This window comes from Acinetobacter sp. FY683 (genome assembly GCF_059515885.1).
Window position 1 is genome coordinate 51,076 of record NZ_JCAKNA010000009.1, and the last position, 18,311, is coordinate 69,386.

The 18,311-nt window shown below is 33.4% G+C and carries 16 protein-coding genes; 5 read left to right on the forward strand and 11 right to left on the reverse strand.

What is annotated here, in order from left to right; translation table 11 throughout:
- Positions 1-40: 40 nt before the first annotated feature.
- The 3 genes from AC5YDH_RS06810 to AC5YDH_RS06820 form a co-directional block, all read right to left on the reverse strand.
- Positions 41-1,201, reverse strand: coding sequence for a PilT/PilU family type 4a pilus ATPase (locus tag AC5YDH_RS06810; protein ID WP_496117959.1), 1,161 nt, complete (start codon positions 1,199-1,201; stop codon positions 41-43).
- Positions 1,202-1,438: 237 nt separating this feature from the next.
- Entirely contained in the window at positions 1,439-2,494 is a 1,056-nt protein-coding gene (locus AC5YDH_RS06815) for a 3-deoxy-7-phosphoheptulonate synthase (protein WP_496117961.1), read from the reverse strand.
- Positions 2,495-2,990: 496 nt separating this feature from the next.
- A complete protein-coding gene (locus AC5YDH_RS06820; RefSeq protein ID WP_496117963.1) occupies positions 2,991-4,100 on the reverse strand; it encodes an S-(hydroxymethyl)glutathione dehydrogenase/class III alcohol dehydrogenase in 1,110 nt (369 codons plus the stop codon).
- Positions 4,101-4,219: 119 nt separating this feature from the next.
- Between AC5YDH_RS06820 and AC5YDH_RS06825 the strand changes: the two genes are divergently transcribed.
- Both AC5YDH_RS06825 and AC5YDH_RS06830 read left to right on the forward strand, forming a co-directional pair.
- Positions 4,220-5,794 carry a phospholipase D family protein gene (locus AC5YDH_RS06825; protein ID WP_496118045.1) on the forward strand — a complete coding sequence of 525 codons (1,575 nt, stop codon included), beginning with the start codon at positions 4,220-4,222 and terminating at the stop codon, positions 5,792-5,794.
- Positions 5,795-5,927: 133 nt separating this feature from the next.
- Positions 5,928-6,365 carry a hypothetical protein gene (locus tag AC5YDH_RS06830; RefSeq protein WP_496117965.1) on the forward strand — a complete coding sequence of 146 codons (438 nt, stop codon included), beginning with the start codon at positions 5,928-5,930 and terminating at the stop codon, positions 6,363-6,365.
- On the opposite strand, the gene AC5YDH_RS06835 is transcribed toward AC5YDH_RS06830, so the two are convergent.
- Positions 6,362-7,762: an aminotransferase-like domain-containing protein gene (locus AC5YDH_RS06835; protein WP_496117967.1), complete on the reverse strand. Its 1,401-nt coding sequence runs from the start codon at positions 7,760-7,762 to the stop codon at positions 6,362-6,364. The genes AC5YDH_RS06830 and AC5YDH_RS06835 overlap by 4 nt on opposite strands.
- A gap of 135 nt (positions 7,763-7,897) precedes the next feature.
- On the opposite strand from AC5YDH_RS06835, the gene AC5YDH_RS06840 reads away from it, so the two are divergent.
- On the forward strand, positions 7,898-8,761 hold the full coding sequence (locus AC5YDH_RS06840) for a DMT family transporter (protein ID WP_496117969.1): 864 nt from the start codon (positions 7,898-7,900) through the stop codon (positions 8,759-8,761).
- Positions 8,762-8,785: 24 nt separating this feature from the next.
- On the opposite strand, the gene AC5YDH_RS06845 is transcribed toward AC5YDH_RS06840, so the two are convergent.
- Together AC5YDH_RS06845 and AC5YDH_RS06850 are read right to left on the reverse strand one after the other, a co-directional pair.
- Positions 8,786-9,382, reverse strand: coding sequence for a uracil-DNA glycosylase family protein (locus AC5YDH_RS06845; RefSeq protein WP_496117971.1), 597 nt, complete (start codon positions 9,380-9,382; stop codon positions 8,786-8,788).
- Between the two features lie 38 nt (positions 9,383-9,420).
- Positions 9,421-10,131 (reverse strand): SGNH/GDSL hydrolase family protein, encoded by a 711-nt coding sequence (locus tag AC5YDH_RS06850; protein WP_496117972.1) that lies wholly within the window; start codon positions 10,129-10,131, stop codon positions 9,421-9,423.
- A 187-nt stretch (positions 10,132-10,318) separates the two neighbouring features.
- Here AC5YDH_RS06850 and AC5YDH_RS06855 point away from each other — a divergent pair, with 187 nt between their 5' ends.
- Complete coding sequence (locus tag AC5YDH_RS06855; RefSeq protein ID WP_496117973.1) at positions 10,319-11,683, forward strand: alpha/beta hydrolase-fold protein; 1,365 nt, start codon at positions 10,319-10,321, stop codon at positions 11,681-11,683.
- An 84-nt stretch (positions 11,684-11,767) separates the two neighbouring features.
- Here AC5YDH_RS06855 and AC5YDH_RS06860 read toward each other — a convergent pair whose 3' ends face one another.
- Positions 11,768-12,814, reverse strand: a complete 1,047-nt coding sequence (locus AC5YDH_RS06860; RefSeq protein WP_496117974.1) for a fatty acid desaturase — start codon at positions 12,812-12,814, stop codon at positions 11,768-11,770.
- 341 nt (positions 12,815-13,155) lie between these two features.
- Here AC5YDH_RS06860 and AC5YDH_RS06865 point away from each other — a divergent pair, with 341 nt between their 5' ends.
- Positions 13,156-14,331 (forward strand): multidrug effflux MFS transporter, encoded by a 1,176-nt coding sequence (locus AC5YDH_RS06865; RefSeq protein WP_496117976.1) that lies wholly within the window; start codon positions 13,156-13,158, stop codon positions 14,329-14,331.
- Between the two features lie 45 nt (positions 14,332-14,376).
- Here the strand turns inward: AC5YDH_RS06865 and AC5YDH_RS06870 are convergent, their stop codons facing one another.
- The 4 genes from AC5YDH_RS06870 to AC5YDH_RS06885 form a co-directional block, all read right to left on the reverse strand.
- Positions 14,377-15,120 carry an SDR family oxidoreductase gene (locus AC5YDH_RS06870; RefSeq protein WP_496117978.1) on the reverse strand — a complete coding sequence of 248 codons (744 nt, stop codon included), beginning with the start codon at positions 15,118-15,120 and terminating at the stop codon, positions 14,377-14,379.
- Between the two features lie 28 nt (positions 15,121-15,148).
- The gene (locus AC5YDH_RS06875) at positions 15,149-15,844 is read right to left on the reverse strand and encodes a histidine phosphatase family protein (protein WP_496117980.1); all 696 of its coding nucleotides are present in this window, start codon (positions 15,842-15,844) and stop codon (positions 15,149-15,151) included.
- On the reverse strand, positions 15,841-16,962 hold the full coding sequence (locus tag AC5YDH_RS06880; RefSeq protein ID WP_496117982.1) for a phosphotransferase family protein: 1,122 nt from the start codon (positions 16,960-16,962) through the stop codon (positions 15,841-15,843). Before AC5YDH_RS06880 ends, AC5YDH_RS06875 begins: the two co-directional genes overlap by 4 nt.
- Before the next feature lie 92 nt (positions 16,963-17,054).
- Positions 17,055-18,296 carry an acyl-CoA dehydrogenase family protein gene (locus AC5YDH_RS06885; RefSeq protein WP_496117984.1) on the reverse strand — a complete coding sequence of 414 codons (1,242 nt, stop codon included), beginning with the start codon at positions 18,294-18,296 and terminating at the stop codon, positions 17,055-17,057.
- Between the last annotated feature and the right edge of the window lie 15 nt (positions 18,297-18,311).

Genomic DNA, 18,311 nt, shown 5'->3' on the forward strand with positions numbered 1-18,311 from the left:
GATGCCTTTTTTATTCAAATACTACTTAAAATTATAAAAATTAAGCATCATCAGATTTATTCATTGTGAATGATGAGGATTCTGCAGGAATAGCTGAATCTTGACGTGTAGATTTCAATTTAATCTGTAGGCGTAATTCATTCAATGAATCTGCATTACGTAATGCTTCTTCATATGATATTTCGCCATAGTTATATAAATCAAATAATGCTTGGTCAAAGGTTTGCATACCCAATTCACGTGAACGAGACATCACTTCTTTTAATTCATGGAAATTGCCTTTATGAATTAAATCTGAAACTAATGGCGTATTCAGCATAATTTCAACAGCAGCTCGACGTCCCTTACCATCCTGAGTTCGGATTAAACGCTGCGAAATAATGCCTTTTAAATTACTTGATAAATCCATAAGCAATTGATTACGGCGTTCTTCTGGGAAGAAGTTAATAATACGGTCAAGTGTTTGGTTGGCGTTATTTGAGTGAAGTGTACCTAAACATAAATGCCCTGTTTCCGCGAAAGCAATTGCATGTTCCATGGTTTCTGTATCACGAATCTCACCAATTAAAATTACATCTGGCGCTTGGCGTAATGTATTTTTTAAAGCATTGTGCCAAGAGTGGCAATCTACACCTACTTCACGATGCGTAATCATCGATTTTTTATGCTTATGTACATACTCAACAGGATCTTCTACAGTAATAATATGCCCTGCCGAATTTTCATTTCGATAGTCAATCATTGCAGCTAAAGATGTAGATTTACCTGAACCAGTACCACCTACCACCAAGACCAAACCGCGCTTTTCCATAATTACGCTTTTTAAGGTTTCAGGAAGCTTTAGTTTTTCAAAATTTGGAATTTCTGCGGTAATCGTACGAATTACCATACCAACATTAAGTTGCTGTTGAAAAATATTTACACGAAAACGAGAAACATTGGGAATACTAATCGCAAAATTACACTCAAGCTCAGATTCGAACTCTGCTCGCTGACGTTCATTCATTAAACTGTAAGCAAATAACTTTGTTTTTTCCGCCGTTAACTCTTGCTGACCAAATGCTTTCATTAAACCTTGATGTTTAATGCTAGGTGGGAAATCTGCGGTAATAAATAAATCAGATCCACCATACTCAACAACTTTTGTGAGCATATGAAACATAAATTTACGCGCTTCGTCGAGCAATTCTGTGGTGTACATTAAGTAGTTTCACTTTAAAATATATGAAGTATTTTTAAATATTGCCTTAATAAACAACATTTTAACTTTTATCTGAAATCATATTCTTATAATTTTCATCATGTTACAATATGTTATTAATTGAATTAATTCACATTTATTCATATAAATGATAATTATTTTATATTTTGCATTGTTTTTTATCTTAAAATTAAAAAAACCTCTAAATTTTAGAGGTTTTTTTGGACAAACAATAATTTAAGCACTTAATTTAATTTCATTACATCTTAAATTTTCAGCAACCTCGTTTAGAAGTTGTGCTGTTTTTTCCCAGCCTAAACAACCATCTGTAACCGATTGTCCATAAGTCATATCACATGAAATTTTTTGATTACCATCAACTAAATGACTTTCAAGCATTACACCACGTACATTGCTTTGTAATCTTTCCGCTACAATTGTTTTTAACACTTCAGGTTGATTTAACGGATTTTTAGCACTATTACCATGGCTACAATCAATGACTAATGCGGGTAATTCACCTTTTGCTTTTTGTTTAATTTTCTCAATTTCAGCAAGTGTGAAGTTAACGCCTGTATTTGAACCACGTAAAATTAAATGTGCATGTGGGTTACCTTTAGATTCAATTAATGAAGGTAATCCAGATTGACTCATGCCTAAAAATTGATGTTCATTTGATGCAGATTGAATGGCATCTAATGCAATTTGAATTGAACCATCTGTACCATTTTTGAAACCAATGCTAAATGGCATGTGACTTGAAATTTCACGGTGAATTTGTGACTCACTTGTTCTTGCACCAATTGCACCCCAAGCCAATAAATCATCAAAATATGCTGTTGCCATTGGACTTAATATCTCTGAAGCAATAGGTAGCCCCATCTCAATAAGCTGCAAATATAGTTGACGAGATTTTTCTAAGCCCAATTGCATATTTGCAGATCCATCTAAGTTTGGATCATATAAAAAGCCTTTCCATCCCACAGTGGTACGTGGTTTTTCAATATATGCACGCATAACCAGGAAAATTTGATCAGATACTTGTGCTTGTAATTCAAATAGTTTTTCAGCATATTCAAGCACTGCAATAGGATCATGAATTGAACATGGTCCTGTAATTACCATTAAGCGTTTATCTTTCCCATCTAAGATGTTTTGCACAGTTTGACGATGTTCTAAAATTTGCTGTGCTAATTTTGCAGATAGTGGTAAAGCAGCCTTTAGTGCTGTTGGTAAACTTAAAGTCGTTTCTTTCTTTATTTCTTTTTCTAATGTCGTTACTAAAGCATTCATTCTTCATTCCTTTGGACTGCATTTTTCAGTCCGATCATTTATTTGAGCATATTGGGTCTTGTGGATTGCGTCATAAGTTGACTAAAGTAAAACCAATAAGAGTTGCTAAAATATGACAAAGTAAATGTATTCATTAAAATTCTCCAAAATATAAATCAAAAGATATAAAAAAACCCGATTGGGTTGCCCCAATCAGGTATAAACTTGTGGGCAACCTATTTTGTTAGCCCAAACGCGTTCAGGCAATTATCTAAATTGCCAAAAATAATAAGTTGCGTTTGAAATTACAGGTTGCTTTAACATCTTTTCATCAATTAAAAATAAGCTTTCCAACAAAATACCTGTAGTTAAAGGCTTTGACAAGCTATTTTTTGTTTAATCTTAAAATTAAGACAAATCTTCGATGATTGCGTTCAACCATTACATTTTTTAAATATACCTTTCATAAAAGTAAAAAAGCCTAATAAATTAGGCTTTTTTACAATCAATACTTATTTTAAAAATGTACAACAGAGCGAATGGATTTACCTTCATGCATTAAATCAAATGCTTCATTAATTTTATCTAGACCCATTGTATGCGTAACAAAAGGTTCAAGTTTAATATCACCTTTCATTGCTTCTTCAACCATACCCGGAAGTTGTGAACGACCTTTTACACCACCAAATGCAGTACCTTTCCAAGTACGACCTGTAACAAGTTGAAATGGACGGGTTGAAATTTCTTGTCCAGAACCTGCAACACCAATAATGACAGATTGCCCCCAACCACGGTGAGCACATTCAAGTGCAGAACGCATCACATTCACATTACCAATACATTCAAATGAATGATCTACACCCCAACCTGTCATTTCAACAATAACTTCTTGAACAGGCTTGTCAAAATCTTTTGGATTTACAAAATCAGTTGCTCCAAACTCTTCAGCTAGTTTGAATTTTTCTGGGTTTGTATCGACCGCAATAATACGACTTGCCTTAGCTTTTTGAGCACCTTGTACAACAGCAAGACCAATACCACCTAAACCAAAGACTGCAACTGTGTCACCTTCTTGAACTTTGGCTGTATTTTTAACAGCGCCTAAACCTGTCGTTACCCCACAACCCAATAAACACACATGTTCTGGATTTGCTTCAGGATTAATCTTTGCCAAAGAAACTTCCGCAACAACTGTATATTCAGAGAATGTCGAACAGCCCATATAATGATAGATAGGTTCACCATTATAAGAGAAACGTGTTGTGCCATCAGGCATTACACCTTTACCTTGTGTTGCACGAACAGATGTACATAAGTTCGTTTTACCAGACTTACAGAATAAACATTCACCACACTCTGCGGTATAAAGTGGAATAACGTGATCACCAACTTGAACGCTTGTGACACCTTCTCCAACTTCGACAACAATACCCGCTCCTTCATGACCAAGAACTGCAGGGAAAATACCCTCAGGATCATCACCAGATAAAGTGAAAGCATCCGTATGACAAACCCCTGTATGGGTGATTTTGACCAATACCTCACCAGCTTTAGGTGGTGCTACATCAATTTCAACAATTTGTAATGGTTGACCTGGAGCAAATGCGACAGCTGCACGAGATTTCATGTAATGCATTCCTTTATTGAGTTACTGACTTACAGATAATTTACAGTATCGTTATTTTATTCTCAGTTTCAACCTTTAACATACGTTATATTAAAGAGAAATGAGATTTAATGATTCACATGAATCTACTTTCTATGGAAATTAAAAAAACGCTTAAAATTAAAATATTATTCATATTACTTACAGGATGTGATGTACCCATGAATCAAGCGGTCGAAAAAGAACATATTCAGCCTATGGATTTAAAAGAAAACAGCGATTATTGGCTACATGGGGAAAACTTTAATGCAAAACTTGAGCAAAATTTAACAGCATATTTAGCCTTAGATGATGCTTTTTTAAGTATTGCATCTAGATTGCATATTATTAATAAAGCCAAACACAGCATAGATTTACAATATTACATTTGGGAAAATGACAGTATTGGACGCCTATTACTTTCAGAGCTTTTAAAAGCAGCGGATAGAGGTGTAAAAGTAAGGCTGTTAATTGATGATCAGAATGGTACACAATTAGATTCGACATTACAGAAACTTGCTCAACATCCAAATTTTGAAATTAAATTATTCAACCCATATAAGTTTAGAAAATTACGCGCAATAGACTATTTATTTAGATTAAAAAAGATCAATCATCGTATGCATAATAAATTGATTATTGGTGATGGTGTTATTGCTGTAACAGGTGGACGTAACATTAGCCGTGAATATTTCGATGCGAGCGATCAGTTTCAATTCACAGATCTTGATATTATGTTTTATGGCACACCAGTATTAGAAGCAAATTCTTTATTTAACAGCTTTTGGAATGATCATTTAAGCTATTCTGTTCAACAATTATTGGGTGAAAGTTCATCTGAAGATTTAAAAGTTTTACGTAAAAAATATGAGTTAGATGGTTTAAGAAAAACACAACAAGAACAAAAAATTTATAATGCTGAAAAACTAATTCATAACACATTAAAAAGTAGTGCTATTCGCTGGGCTAAAGTACATTTAGTCGCAGACTCGCCCAATAAAATAAGAGGGACAATAAAGAAAGAAGAACTTATTTCTACACAAATTTTCAATATTATGGGACAACCTCAAAAGCATCTAGACTTAGTTTCAGCCTATTTTGTTCCACAGCAAAAAGGCTTGGAATATTTACAAAATCTTCAGAAAAATAATATTGCTACCCGTGTTTTAACCAACTCCTATTTGGCTAATGATGTTCCTGTTGTTCATGCTTTTTATCAAAAGTATCGAAAAAGCTTATTACAATCTGGCGTACAATTATATGAGTTTAAACCTTATATAGAGCGAAAAAAGCGTACATGGTATGAAGTCGCGACAGGTAATGTTATTCCAGCTAAAAATAAGAATGCATCTCGCTTGCATGCAAAATTTTTTGATATTGATGGTATGGTCTTTATTGGCTCATTTAATTTTGACCCAAGATCCGTTCACTTAAATACTGAAGTTGGTTTAGTGATTGAATCTGATCCATTACAACAAGAAGTCCAACACAAATTAAATGAATACTTACCTAAAATTGCATACGAATTAAAACTTGATAAAAATGGTGAGTTAATTTGGTTAGAATACAAATTAGATGGCTCTACCGTCATTTATCAAACAGAACCTGAAACCACTAAATTTCAGCGTTTTGCCTTTAAAGCTGTCTCATACCTACCTATTGAATGGCTAATGTAATGACAACAAATACACATTTTTATTCTTTATAAGTGTTTTAGTTAAAATATAAGCAAATTTTATTTTTGTATTTCGTTGAAAGTAGAAATAATTTAAAATTCACATTTTATATCTCCCCATTTGTTTATCTGTAATGCAATTTTTTGATTTAAGTCGCCAATTCAATTTAAGTAATATCTTAACCCCCTTCCAAACTTTAAATGATTTAAGCCGGCAAGAATGGTTTTTATCTAAAGTTCGAGTAGATCATGATTGTGAAAGTGATAATGAAATACTCGAAGGACAAGTCATCTTAAAGTCTAATCATAATATTCAAATTGAATTGGAATGGTTAATTCAAGATACTGGTCATGAATTACAAGTACTCTTTAAAGGTATAGAAACTCCTGCGAATAATGAAACATTAGTTATTGTTAAAGGTGCTCAGTTAGTTGATGAAGCAGAACAAAAACTTTCAACACAAGCCTTAATTTTATGGCTTGATGGAACACTTTTAGCAATGCTTCCAAATTTACGTAAAGAAATTAAAGCGCGATTAAACCTTTGGGATTATGTTGAATATGATAATTAATTTACTCTTGTATTTTCTTGCTTCAATTCATCAATAGCATTTTCAAGTACATCAAATATTTTTTGATCTATACATTGTGCAACGTTAAAACGCATATAACATTCTGCACCTTCAGATTGGCTAAAAGCATTACCAGGTGCAAGAATGATGCTTTGTTTTAAGCATAATTGTGAAAGCTTTGAAGCATGAATCCCTTTGGGCAATTTACACCAAATGAAAATTCCTGCTTTAGGAATAATCCACGGTTCAATACCTAATTTTTCAAGTTTAATTATCGTATCTTTGGTAAATTTGAGTAGCTGTTTTTTAAGCCAATCAATGTGCTTAGGGAAACTTGTATCCATTAATGATTGATAAATAATTTCTGCATTTAAATTACTATTACTAAAATTTGTCGAAATTCTTAAATCTATTAAAGCATCAATGAGTTTTAAATTAGAAATAATATAACCACAACGTACAGCTGCAGATAAAGTTTTTGTATAACTACCAATTTGAATGACATGCTCAAAACCTGCTAATGAGGCATATCTAGGCGCAGGTGTGTATTCAAAATCTGAAAATATTTCATCTTCAATAATGGTTAAATTTGCTTGTTCAGCCAATTTTGCAATTTGATACGCTGTATGTAAGGAAAGGATAGCTCCTGTTGGGTTATGAATACCTGTATTTGTTAAGTAAATTTTAGGCTTTAAACTAAGAGCCTGCTTAAATTTTTCTATATCTGGTCCATTTTGTGTAAATGGTATAGTAACCGCTTTCAAATCATGCGTTTTAATTAAAGCCTGAAAATTAAAATAACAAGGATCATCAATTAAAATGACATCTCCTGCTTTTAAAATAAGCCTAAAAATAAGATCTATAGATTGTGTGGCAGAATCAGAAATAAGAATTTGATTTGGATGTACTTTTAAATCATAAATTTCTTTTTTACGTGCAATAAGTTGTCTAAGTGGTAAATGCCCATGTGGTACTGCATAATTTATTAATAAAGATGTACTCGATTTGGCTGCATGTTTTAATGCTTTTCGTATAGTTTGCTCAGGCATCCAAGCTTCAGGTAACCAGCCACAGCCTGGTTTTAATGTATCACGACTTGCTTCTAAAGCTTGTCTTGAAATCCATAAAGGATCAACTTCTCTTTGATAACTAAACTCTTGTTCAACAAAATTATAATGCTGTCTATTGCCTAAAACATAATAACCTGCACCAGCACGCGACTCTAAAACACCTTTTGCAACAAGACGTGCATAGGCTTCGACAATAGTAGACACGGAACAATTCATTTGTTGCGCAAATTGGCGCACAGATGGCAGTCTCGAACCTGCAATTAAACTTTTATTCGAAATTTGCAGTTGAATAATTTCTGTAACAGATTCTATTTTGGTTTTAGACATAATCTAATTTCATGTTTTTTAAAAATTGTACTGCAATTTAAACCATAACAGTTACTTTAAATTGTATTGGATTGTATATCCAAGCTTTACCTTAAATGTCGTTTAATCAATTTGAAGATGCACGAGAATTGAAAAATGACGAATACAAATAACGGTTTTTTATATGGTTTTATCGGTGTTGTAATATTTGCTGGTTCATTACCTGCAACACGTATTGGTGTAATGGAATTCAGCCCCGAATTCATGACCTATGCTCGCTCATCTATTGCAGGAATTATTGGGTTAATTTTTTTAATAGCGACTAAACAAATTTTTCCGAATTACCGTCAATTCAAATCTCTACTTCTTGTTGCTTCAGGTGTAGTCATTGGATTTCCTCTTTTGACTGCATTTGCTTTACAAACAATAACTGCTGCAAGAGCAATTGTTTTTGTTGGAATGTTACCCCTTTCTACTGCAATTTTTGCTGTGCTTTGCGCCAATGAAAAACCTAAACCGATGTTTTGGTTTTTTGCGCTTCTAGGAAGTTCTTTTGTTGCTGGATATATGTTGCTACACGATCAAGGTTCAGTCTTACAAATAGGTGATTTATATATGATTGCAGCAGTTCTCATTTGCGGTTTGGGATATGCCGAAGGTGGAAAGCTTTCGCGTGAATTAGGTGGCTGGCAAGTGATATGTTGGGCTTTAACCATTATGTTACCTATCATGTTAATTTTTTCTATTATTTATGCACCTACACATTATTCAACAACTCAAATAGCACCAATAATTAGCCTTATATATGTTGCTTTATTTAGCACACTCATTGGTTTCTTATTTTGGTACAAAGGCTTAGCTTTAGGCGGAATTGCAAAAGTTGGACAAATTCAATTATTACAACCATTTATTGGTATGCTTATATCTGCTGTAGTTTTACATGAAAATATTGATGTTGCGATGATTATCATAAGTATCGCGGTTGTTATATGTGTCGGTTTAGCTAAAAAATTCGCCTAACCTTAATTACAGAAATAGACTTACCTAAAGTAAGCCTATTTCTTCAAATAAATGTTTATAAGCTTCCGCCTTCTTCTCTAATGCCAATGGATATGCCCGAGATGATGATGGCATACGATATAGCGTTAAATTTCTGTCATTAAATAAGCATGTAGAGGATTCACCAATTTTCGGCTTTAGTGTTCCTTCAGACATAGATAGCATAAGCGTATCAGTTGCTTTATCACCTGTAGTGACTATAGAAAAGCAGTTTGGCATTTCACTTAATAATAAATGTATATCTGTCGCTGTTTCAATTTGCAAAAACTTATCTGACGCATTGGCCTTTAACCGCTTAACTTGATACGCCGTATCAAAAATACCAATACCTTTTTCATTTAAAAAATCTATTATTTTTTCTAAATGAAAATTCTTATTTGGCAAATCTAAAAAATAATCTTTATCTTGAAAAAAACAAATTCCAAATATACGCCACATATCATTTTGATAATTTGGATAATAAAAATCCATTTTCCATCGAGTCTTTGGTGGTGGAAAACTCCCTAGCATAAGAAGTTTCCCATTTTTAGGTAAAAATGGTTCTAAAGGATGTGTTTCTATTTCAACGTCTAGATTTTGCATTTCAATATCATTATTGCCCAACTCTTTATACTGTTATATTAAAAGTTTTTACGCACTTTATCCGCGACTTCTTTTGCCCAAATTTGATAAATTTCCTTACTTGGGTGGAATCCATCTTTTGCCATAGGTAAATTTAAATGTTGATATTTCAAAATATCGTACTCAATCCACTCTAAATACGGTGTTTTTTCTACAAGTTGTGAAAGCTCCTCATTCATTTTTTTAGAATATTGACCAAACAGCCAACCTAAAGGATTGGGTAATGCAGGGAATAAATTCATAGGAGGAACACCTGCTGCAATTACCAAATTCGGTTGAAATTTATCCTGAATAAGTTGATATAATTTTTCTTGTTTTTTAATCCAAGTATTTGCAGACATTAATTTTGTCACATCATTAACACCAACAGATGTAAGAACTACATCATAGTGTTGATTTGGTAAATCTTCTGTTGCTCGTACAATTTGAGCCGTTGCATCACCAGATTTTGCATGAAGTTTCCATGTAATTTCATAATGATCTTTCAGTTCAGATAATATGCCTCCTAGTAAAGCATCATCTTGTATTTCAACACCAACACCTGCCGCAGCAGAATCGCCTAAAATAAGAATTGAAAGCTTTTTCCCTTGTCCTGTCACTCCATCACGTAAACCTTCAGGTTCGGGTAATCTGGGTGTATTTTTCTTTACTTTTTTGCCCTGAATAATAAGCGCAGGTATTAATGCAATAGTCGCAGCTTTTAAAAACATAATGATATCTATACATTTTTCTATGTATAAAATTGTATGATGAATAAGAGCTAAACTACATTGACCAAAGTGTCAATAAATTAGAATAAACAATTGATTGTTCATGTATTTAAATGTGGCTGTTTTCTTTTAATAAGAATCATTATCATATAATATATTAAATACCCTCCTAATACCTATGCATAAAATGCTAAAAACAACCTTATTATTTAGTACTTTAAGTATACTTACATTGAATATTTATGCTGAAGGCATCTCAACAACTTCTTTTCAATACGCTAAACCTTGTGAAGCTGTACATCCTAATACCCCGTTACTTTTAAATTTAAGCAATCGAATAAAGAAAGAGCCTTTAGATAAAGAAAAAATAATTCAACAATTTTGGCAGAATATCGAAAAACAAGGCACCCCTATTATTGAGCCTATAGATTCAAAAAATAGTCGTGTAATTTATTTATGGAAAGGGGCTAAACATAATGTTCGAATAGTGGGAGGAGCTAGTAATGACCATGAATGGTTAACACGCTTAAAAGGTACAGATATTTGGTTTAAAGAAAGTATTGTCGATAATAGATTTATTGGAAGTTATAGTTTTGCTGTAGATTTACCAAATATTGATGGATATTTAACTCATTATTGTCCGCATTTAAATACAGATTTAAAAGAGTCTAGGCCACAACGCCGTGCTGTTCTCCAAGTTCAGAAACTGGATCCATTCAATAAAAGAACATTCTTACCTATTAATGATCCATCTAGCTTAAGAAATGAAAATATTATGACTTTATCAAATTCTCCTGAATATATTGATCCACAGGATTATTCTAATGATGTACAGCCACAACTTAAATCTTATACATTAAATAGTAAGATACTAAATAATGATAGAAAAGTTTATATTTATCAATCTAAAACAGCACAAAATAAAGACTATATTACTGCAATATTTTTTGATGGTGAAGAATATTCTAAACTTTTAAATATCTCAAAATCCCTTGATATTTTGGTTAGTCAAGGAAAACTTCCCCCTATTCAAGCTGTGTTTTTAGCACATCCTAGCTCTATTGAACGGCCAAAAGAACTTACCCCAAATTCAGAATATTCTAGTTTTTTTTCACGTGAATTTTTACCATGGCTAGATTCAACATTAGAAAATAGAAATATCAAAAAAACTGTACTTTTAGGTTCGAGTTTAGGTGGTTTAAGTTCAGCATATTTAGGTTTAGAAAACCCAAATAATATTAGTCATATTGTGCCTTTATCTGGTTCGTTTTGGTGGCAAGAAAAATCAACAGACTTACCAAATAGTATGAGTAAAATTATCCGTGAAAAAAATAATCAGCCATCTCAGCATTGGTATATATCTGCAAATACTTACGAAACTTCACGAAATAATAATGATTTAAGTATTTTAGAAAGCTCTCCTGTAGTCGCACAAGACTTAAAAGATAAAGGACATAATGTAAGATTTGAAAATTATGTAGGTGGTCATTCTTATGCAATTTGGCAAATTGTACTACAGGATGCACTTATTCATTTTTTTCGGGAAAAATGAATAACTTAAAGGCCTTTTAGAAACCATAAATCCCGCATTTATAGCAGGATTTATTATTTTATATTCATGGATGGAAGTTTAATTTTAGTTCCAACGGTTTACACGTTTAAAAGTGCCAATATCATTAAATCGAACACCAACCTCTTTCATCACTATATGTGCTGTTTTAGATGTCATTTGACGTACATAAAATGGTTCTTTTACAACAAAATGGTGAATTGCATGTGTAGAACCGAAGTTGCAACAAAACAATTGGAATGGCATTAACCACCACGGATTTAACACTTGTGTTTGCTTAATTACATCCCGTGGATCAATATCACCGTAATAATGCATATTTGAACTAATAAACTGTAAGCTAAATGAACGTACGAAATTAGGAATAATCCAAATAACAGCTAAAAAGTTAATCGTTGGCATGGCTTTTATTAATGTTGCAGACCAATGTATGGTTTGCCCAAATAATGGTGCAATACCGTTTACTACGTGATAAATCACAAATACATACCATAAACCGTAATAAATTAAGCTTAATGGTACAAAACCAAGTAATTGCGAAATAAGTGCAACTTTACGTTCTTTTTCAGGTTGTTTTTCAATAAACAAACCAATCATTTTATACATTTTAAATGGACGTAAATAAACAGTCATCAATTGATCACTAATAACAAGAATACGCTTAATACCCCACGGCATACCATTACTAATGCCACGTTCCTCTAAGTCAAATTCTGAACCAGAATATTTATGATGATGCAGATGTAATCGTCTACGTGACCAAGGACTAATTGTGTTAGGTCGTGCTAACCAAACTAATGCCATCATTAAATGATGAGCCCAAGGCTTTTTCTTAAAATACATATAATGAATTAAATCGTGTTCTAATTCATGTGTTAAAGATGCAAAAAATGCAATTAAAGGAATACACGCCCATACAGGTAGATAATCATACGCATAACCCACTGCACATAAAATCATTCCTGCAAGTGCAATAAATAAAATACTTGCACCAATAAAATTTTGATGTTTAAGAATAGGAAAACGCTGACGTAAATCTTCTCCTGCTTTAGTCACAACAGATCTAACTTTAGAAATTTTTTGCTGATCTGTCATTTCTGAAGAAAAAGACATATGGGTGAACCTTAAATTAATGAACATTTGTACATTAAAGTATTTTAATAAAAATGGAACTTGTTTTAATCAAAACATCATTCATTTGATTATCTTTTCATCATATTGATTTTAAATTAGATTATTTGCTCTAAAATATATTTTTTAGTCATTCTATCAAAAGATCCATCTCATTAATTCACCATCTTAAATCATACGTAATATCGTATTTTTTATTTTAATTTTTACAGTTTTGTTTGAATTATGATGAAAATAATGACAATAGCTATGATGTGTTTTCAATACAAACTAGACTTCATCTAAACGAAACATTCGCAATTTAGCGATAAAGGCACGTAAATATGATGTATGGAAAAACCGTTCCATTATGGTTTTTAGCAATACTAACGCTCAGTGGCACATTGGCCATGCATATTTTTGTGCCTGTTTTACCTTTAGTAGGTCAATATTTCCATGCAGATATGCACCAAGTACAACTTACTTTAAGTATTTATATATTGGGTCTTGCACTTGGACAATTAATTTACGGCCCTTTAGCAGATAGCATTGGTCGAAGACCTGTTCTTATTTTTGGCATGATTTTATATACCTTGGCGGGTTTGGGTGCAATTTTCGCTAATAATTTATATTTCTTAATTATCATGCGATTTTTACAAGCATTAGGTGGATGTACGGGATTATTATTAGGTAGAGCTATTGTTAGAGATACATCTACAGGTATAGAAACAACCAAACGCCTATCACTTATGAATATGATGGTGATGTTTGGTCCAGGATTAGCCCCTATTTTAGGTGGATTCCTTGCTTCTATTTCAGGTTGGAAAAGTATTTTTGTATTCTTATCGATACTGGGTTTATTGAATTTACTATTAGTATGTATTTTTATCCAAGATACAACTCACAATAAAAAGAATAAAACATCCATTAAAAATGTCTTTATTGATTATCGTAAATTAATCACTTCATCTAAGTTTTTAGGTTATACCTTAGGCGGCAGTTTAGCGACAACTGCCTTTTATGGTTTTTTAGGTGTTTCCTCTTATATTGTTTTACATCAATTACATGGCACCCTTCATGATGTTGGTGTTTATTTAGCACTCATCATGGTTGGTGTTTGGTTAGGTACGTTTACATCTACACGATTAGTCTCACGTATTACCTTAAATAAAATGATTACTATGGGCTGTTGTATTAGCTTATTTTTTGCTTTGATATTATTTGGCTTTACCTATATTAATTATTTAACACCATATACCCTAATGGTACCTGTGGTGAGCTTTTGTTTTGGCGTTGGATTAACATCTACGGCAACTCTCACCAATGCATTAAATGTAAATCCTAAAATTGCAGGTTCGGCATCTGGCTTATATGGATTTACCCAAATGGCAATTGGTGCAATATGTACATCTTTAAGTGGAATTGGCGATAACCCTGCATTTTCCGCAGCTTTAATTTTAGTTATAGCAAGCGCAATTTCTATGGTTTGTTTTTATATTGCTAAACATGCCGATGCTTAAAAGAGGCTTTCGCCCCTTTTTACTCAATGAATGAAATTAACTTTGTTAACCTAATTTATTGACCAAGCTTAATGGTAATACTTTCATTGCTAAACCAATAGGTAGCCAAGGCCACTTAGGTACATAAGCTTTAGCTGGTGCTTTTTCAATTTCAGCTGCAAGCAAACGTGAACCTGTTTTTTCATCCACTTCAAAAGGTAGCTTTTTAGCACCTTGATTAATTTCTGTACGAATATAACCAGGGAAAATGGTTGTTACTTTAATTGGTGTATTTAATAATTCAGCGCGAATACCTTCAGCTAAAGCAGCAACACCCGCTTTACTTGCACCATACGCAGTTAAATGTTTAGGCATTCCACGAACAGCACTCATAGATGAAATCACGACAAGATGCCCAGATTTTTGTTCACGGAATATTTCAACAGCCGCTTCACACTGAGCAAGTGCAGAAATAAAATTAGTTTCTACTGTTGCACGGTTAATGTCAAAATGACCTTTTCCAATACGACGTCCATCACCAATACCCGCATTTACAATAATACGATCTATGCTTCCAAGTTCTTTTTTAAAAGCTCTAAAAACTTCAAAAACTTGTTCATAATTGGTCACATCCAATACTTTGGTACTGACTTGAATGGCGTATTCAGATTCTAACTCTTGTTTTAAAGCATCTAAACGCTCTAAACGTCTTGCACAAATAGCTAAGTTATATCCTTTTTGTGCAAATTCACGTGCCATGCCAGCACCAATTCCTGAACTCGCACCTGTAATTAAAATTGTTTTTGTCATGGCTATTTTCCCTATCTTTATATTTACCTTAAACCCATGTCAGTAATTTTGGATCAATTGCTTTTAAATAATGATGTTCATTTAAGCTTAAAAGTCGCGGCTCGTTACCCACCAAATTTAAAGTTGTAATACTCGTATTCGCAATTGCCCACATTAAATTAAACGTTTTTTCTTCAGATAAACCGAGTAAATATCCCATTAAAAATGAAATAACCCCGCCAGATGTATAGACAACAGCATATTTAGGTTTCTTTTCCGCCAACTCATTACAAAGCTCTGTCAAAGCTCCAGTCACTCGAGTTTGGAAATCAATCCAAGATTCATCATAATCATCATATTCATTGCTCGTCCAACGCTTTGCTGCTTTTACAAAAATATCAGTTAAAAACTGTTCAGGATTTTCTGCAGCTGCAATACTTTCTTTTAAGATTGTTGGATTTGAAAAGTTTGGATCATATTTTTCAAAAACCTGTCGGTGATCAAACTCATTCCAACCAGCATTTGTATGAATATTTGCTGTTGGAAAAAACTCATCTAAAGAAATTCTTGCTGTTTGCTGATGTCTTTGCATAGAACCAGAAACAATATAAGGCTCTTCTTTCAATAGCTTCTTTAAATATTTTCCTAATTCTTGTGCCTGAATTTCCCCTTTAGGAGATAATTTATCGTAACTTTCAGCACCGAAAGAAGCTTGTCCGTGGCGAACAAGATAAATAGTCGTCATTTATGCATCAACTCTTTAAATTTAGTCATGTATTTTTGTGCAATTTCATTCGCTTCAATTTTCTGTAAGCCAATAAGTTTTAAAGCACGAATATGTAGGGCATGAATTACAATCCAAAAATCTTTAAATGCAGGATTATTGGTTTGTTTATGGTAATAACGATAATAAATTTGCTGCGCAATAACAGCTAAACGGAAAATGCCAAATACTTCATAGAATGTCCAATTATCCGTTTTTAAACCTGTTTTATTTAAATAATATTCAACCACTTCAGCACGCGTAAACATACCTTTTAAATGTGTAGGCTGACGACGCGTTGCTTTAAAAATTGGATTATCTGAATCTTCAACCCAATAGGCTAAAGCTGAACCTAAATCCATTAAAGGATCACCCAGCGTTGCCATTTCCCAATCCAATACACCAATAATTTTGGATGGATTTTCAGGATCTAAAATAAGATTATCAAAACGCCAGTCGTTATGAATCACACAAGTTCTTGAATCATTGGGAATATTGTCATTTAACCACTGACGTACATATTTAAAAGATGGAACATTTAATGTTTTAGCTTTTTCATAACGATGATCCCATCCTTCTACTTGTCTACGGCAATATCCTTCACCTTTACCTAGTTTTTCAAGATCTGTACCTTCATAAGGAACTTGATGTAGCTCAATTAATTTATCAATAAAATTGGTACAAAGTTCACGAATTTGTTGTTCATTAAAATTAATTTCTTTGGGTAAATTCGCACGAGGAATAATACCTTCAATACGTTTCATTACATAGAAATCACATCCAATAACAGCTTCGTCCTGACACAATAAAACCATTTCAGGAACGACAGGATAAAATGCTGCAAGAGCTCGTTGCACATGATATTCACGTGCCATGTCGTGTGCAGATTTTGCTTTTGTTCCTTTCGGTGGCCTACGTAAAATTAAATCAGCATTTTGATATTTAAGTCGATAAGTCCAATTTGAAGCTCCACCTGCATATTGCGTCACGTCTACAGGACCTAAAATTTCTTCTCCGTGTTCAATTAACCAATTTCCTACGGCACGAACATCAAGCTCCTCACCATTTCGAACATTTCCACCTACATCTATCACGGACATTTTTATTCCCTAAATCCTGAATTTAAATATGTATATAATTAATTTATAACATGTTTATATCTATTTTAGACAAATATACTTATATCAATAAATTATTTACGTCTTTGAGTACGATAACCACGTTTAGCCAATTCCAGTTTTGCAATCATACCTTTATGAACTTCATCTGGACCATCTGCCAAACGTAAAGATCGAGCTTGTGCAAAAAAGCCTGTCAGTGGTGTATCATGAGAAACTCCTGCACCACCATGAATTTGCATTGCCATATCTACAACTTTTTCTAGAACACTTGGTGCAACCACTTTAATGGCAGAAATTTCTGTAAGTGCAGCCATATTACCGAGCTTATCCATTTTATAAGCCGCATATAATGTTAAAAGTCGTGCTTGATCAATCGCCACACGTGCTTCAGCTACGCGCTCTAAATTACCACCAAGCTTTAAAATTTCTGTACCAAAAGCTGTACGGCTCATACCTCGGTCAATCATCAATTCAAGTGATTTTTCTGCAGCACCAATACAACGCATACAATGATGAATACGACCAGGTCCTAAGCGACCTTGTGCAATTTCAAAACCTTGTCCTGCTCCACCAATAAAGTTTTCTATCGGTACACGCACATGATCAAAACTCACTTCGCCGTGACCGTGAGGTGCGTCATAATCTCCAAAAACAGGAAGCATTCTTTCAATTTTGACACCTTTTGTATTTACAGGAACTAAAACCATCGAATGTTGATGATGACGATCTTTTGTTTCATCTGGTGTATGTGCCATAAAAATAATAACTTTTGCATTAGGATCGCCTAAACCTGAAGACCACCATTTACGACCATTTAATACAATTTCATTACCATCAATAACCGCCGTTGCTTGCATATTAGTTGCATCACTTGAAGCAACAGCAGGTTCTGTCATACAAAAAACTGAACGAATTTCGCCTGCTAAAAGTGGTGTTAACCATTGTTCTTTTTGTGCATTTGAACCATAACGCCAAAGTACTTCCATATTTCCGCTATCGGGTGCATTGCAATTAAAAACGGTAGGTGCAAGTAAACTTCGACCTGAAATTTCTGCAATATGTGCATATTCTTGAACAGATAAGCCTTGCCCGAGTTCAGGACAAGGTAAGAACATATTCCATAAACCTTGTTGTTTTGCTTTATCTTTTAAGCCTTTTAGCTGCGTTGGCCACTGCCATTTTGTCCAATCTGCCCCCTGATTCAACTCATGAACTTCATGCCAAAAGTCGGCTTCAATAGGCTCTATCTCATCTTTTATAAATTTTTTCGTTCTTTCTAAATAGTCTTGTGCACGTGCCGAAAGTTCAAACATGACAGCATCCTTTTA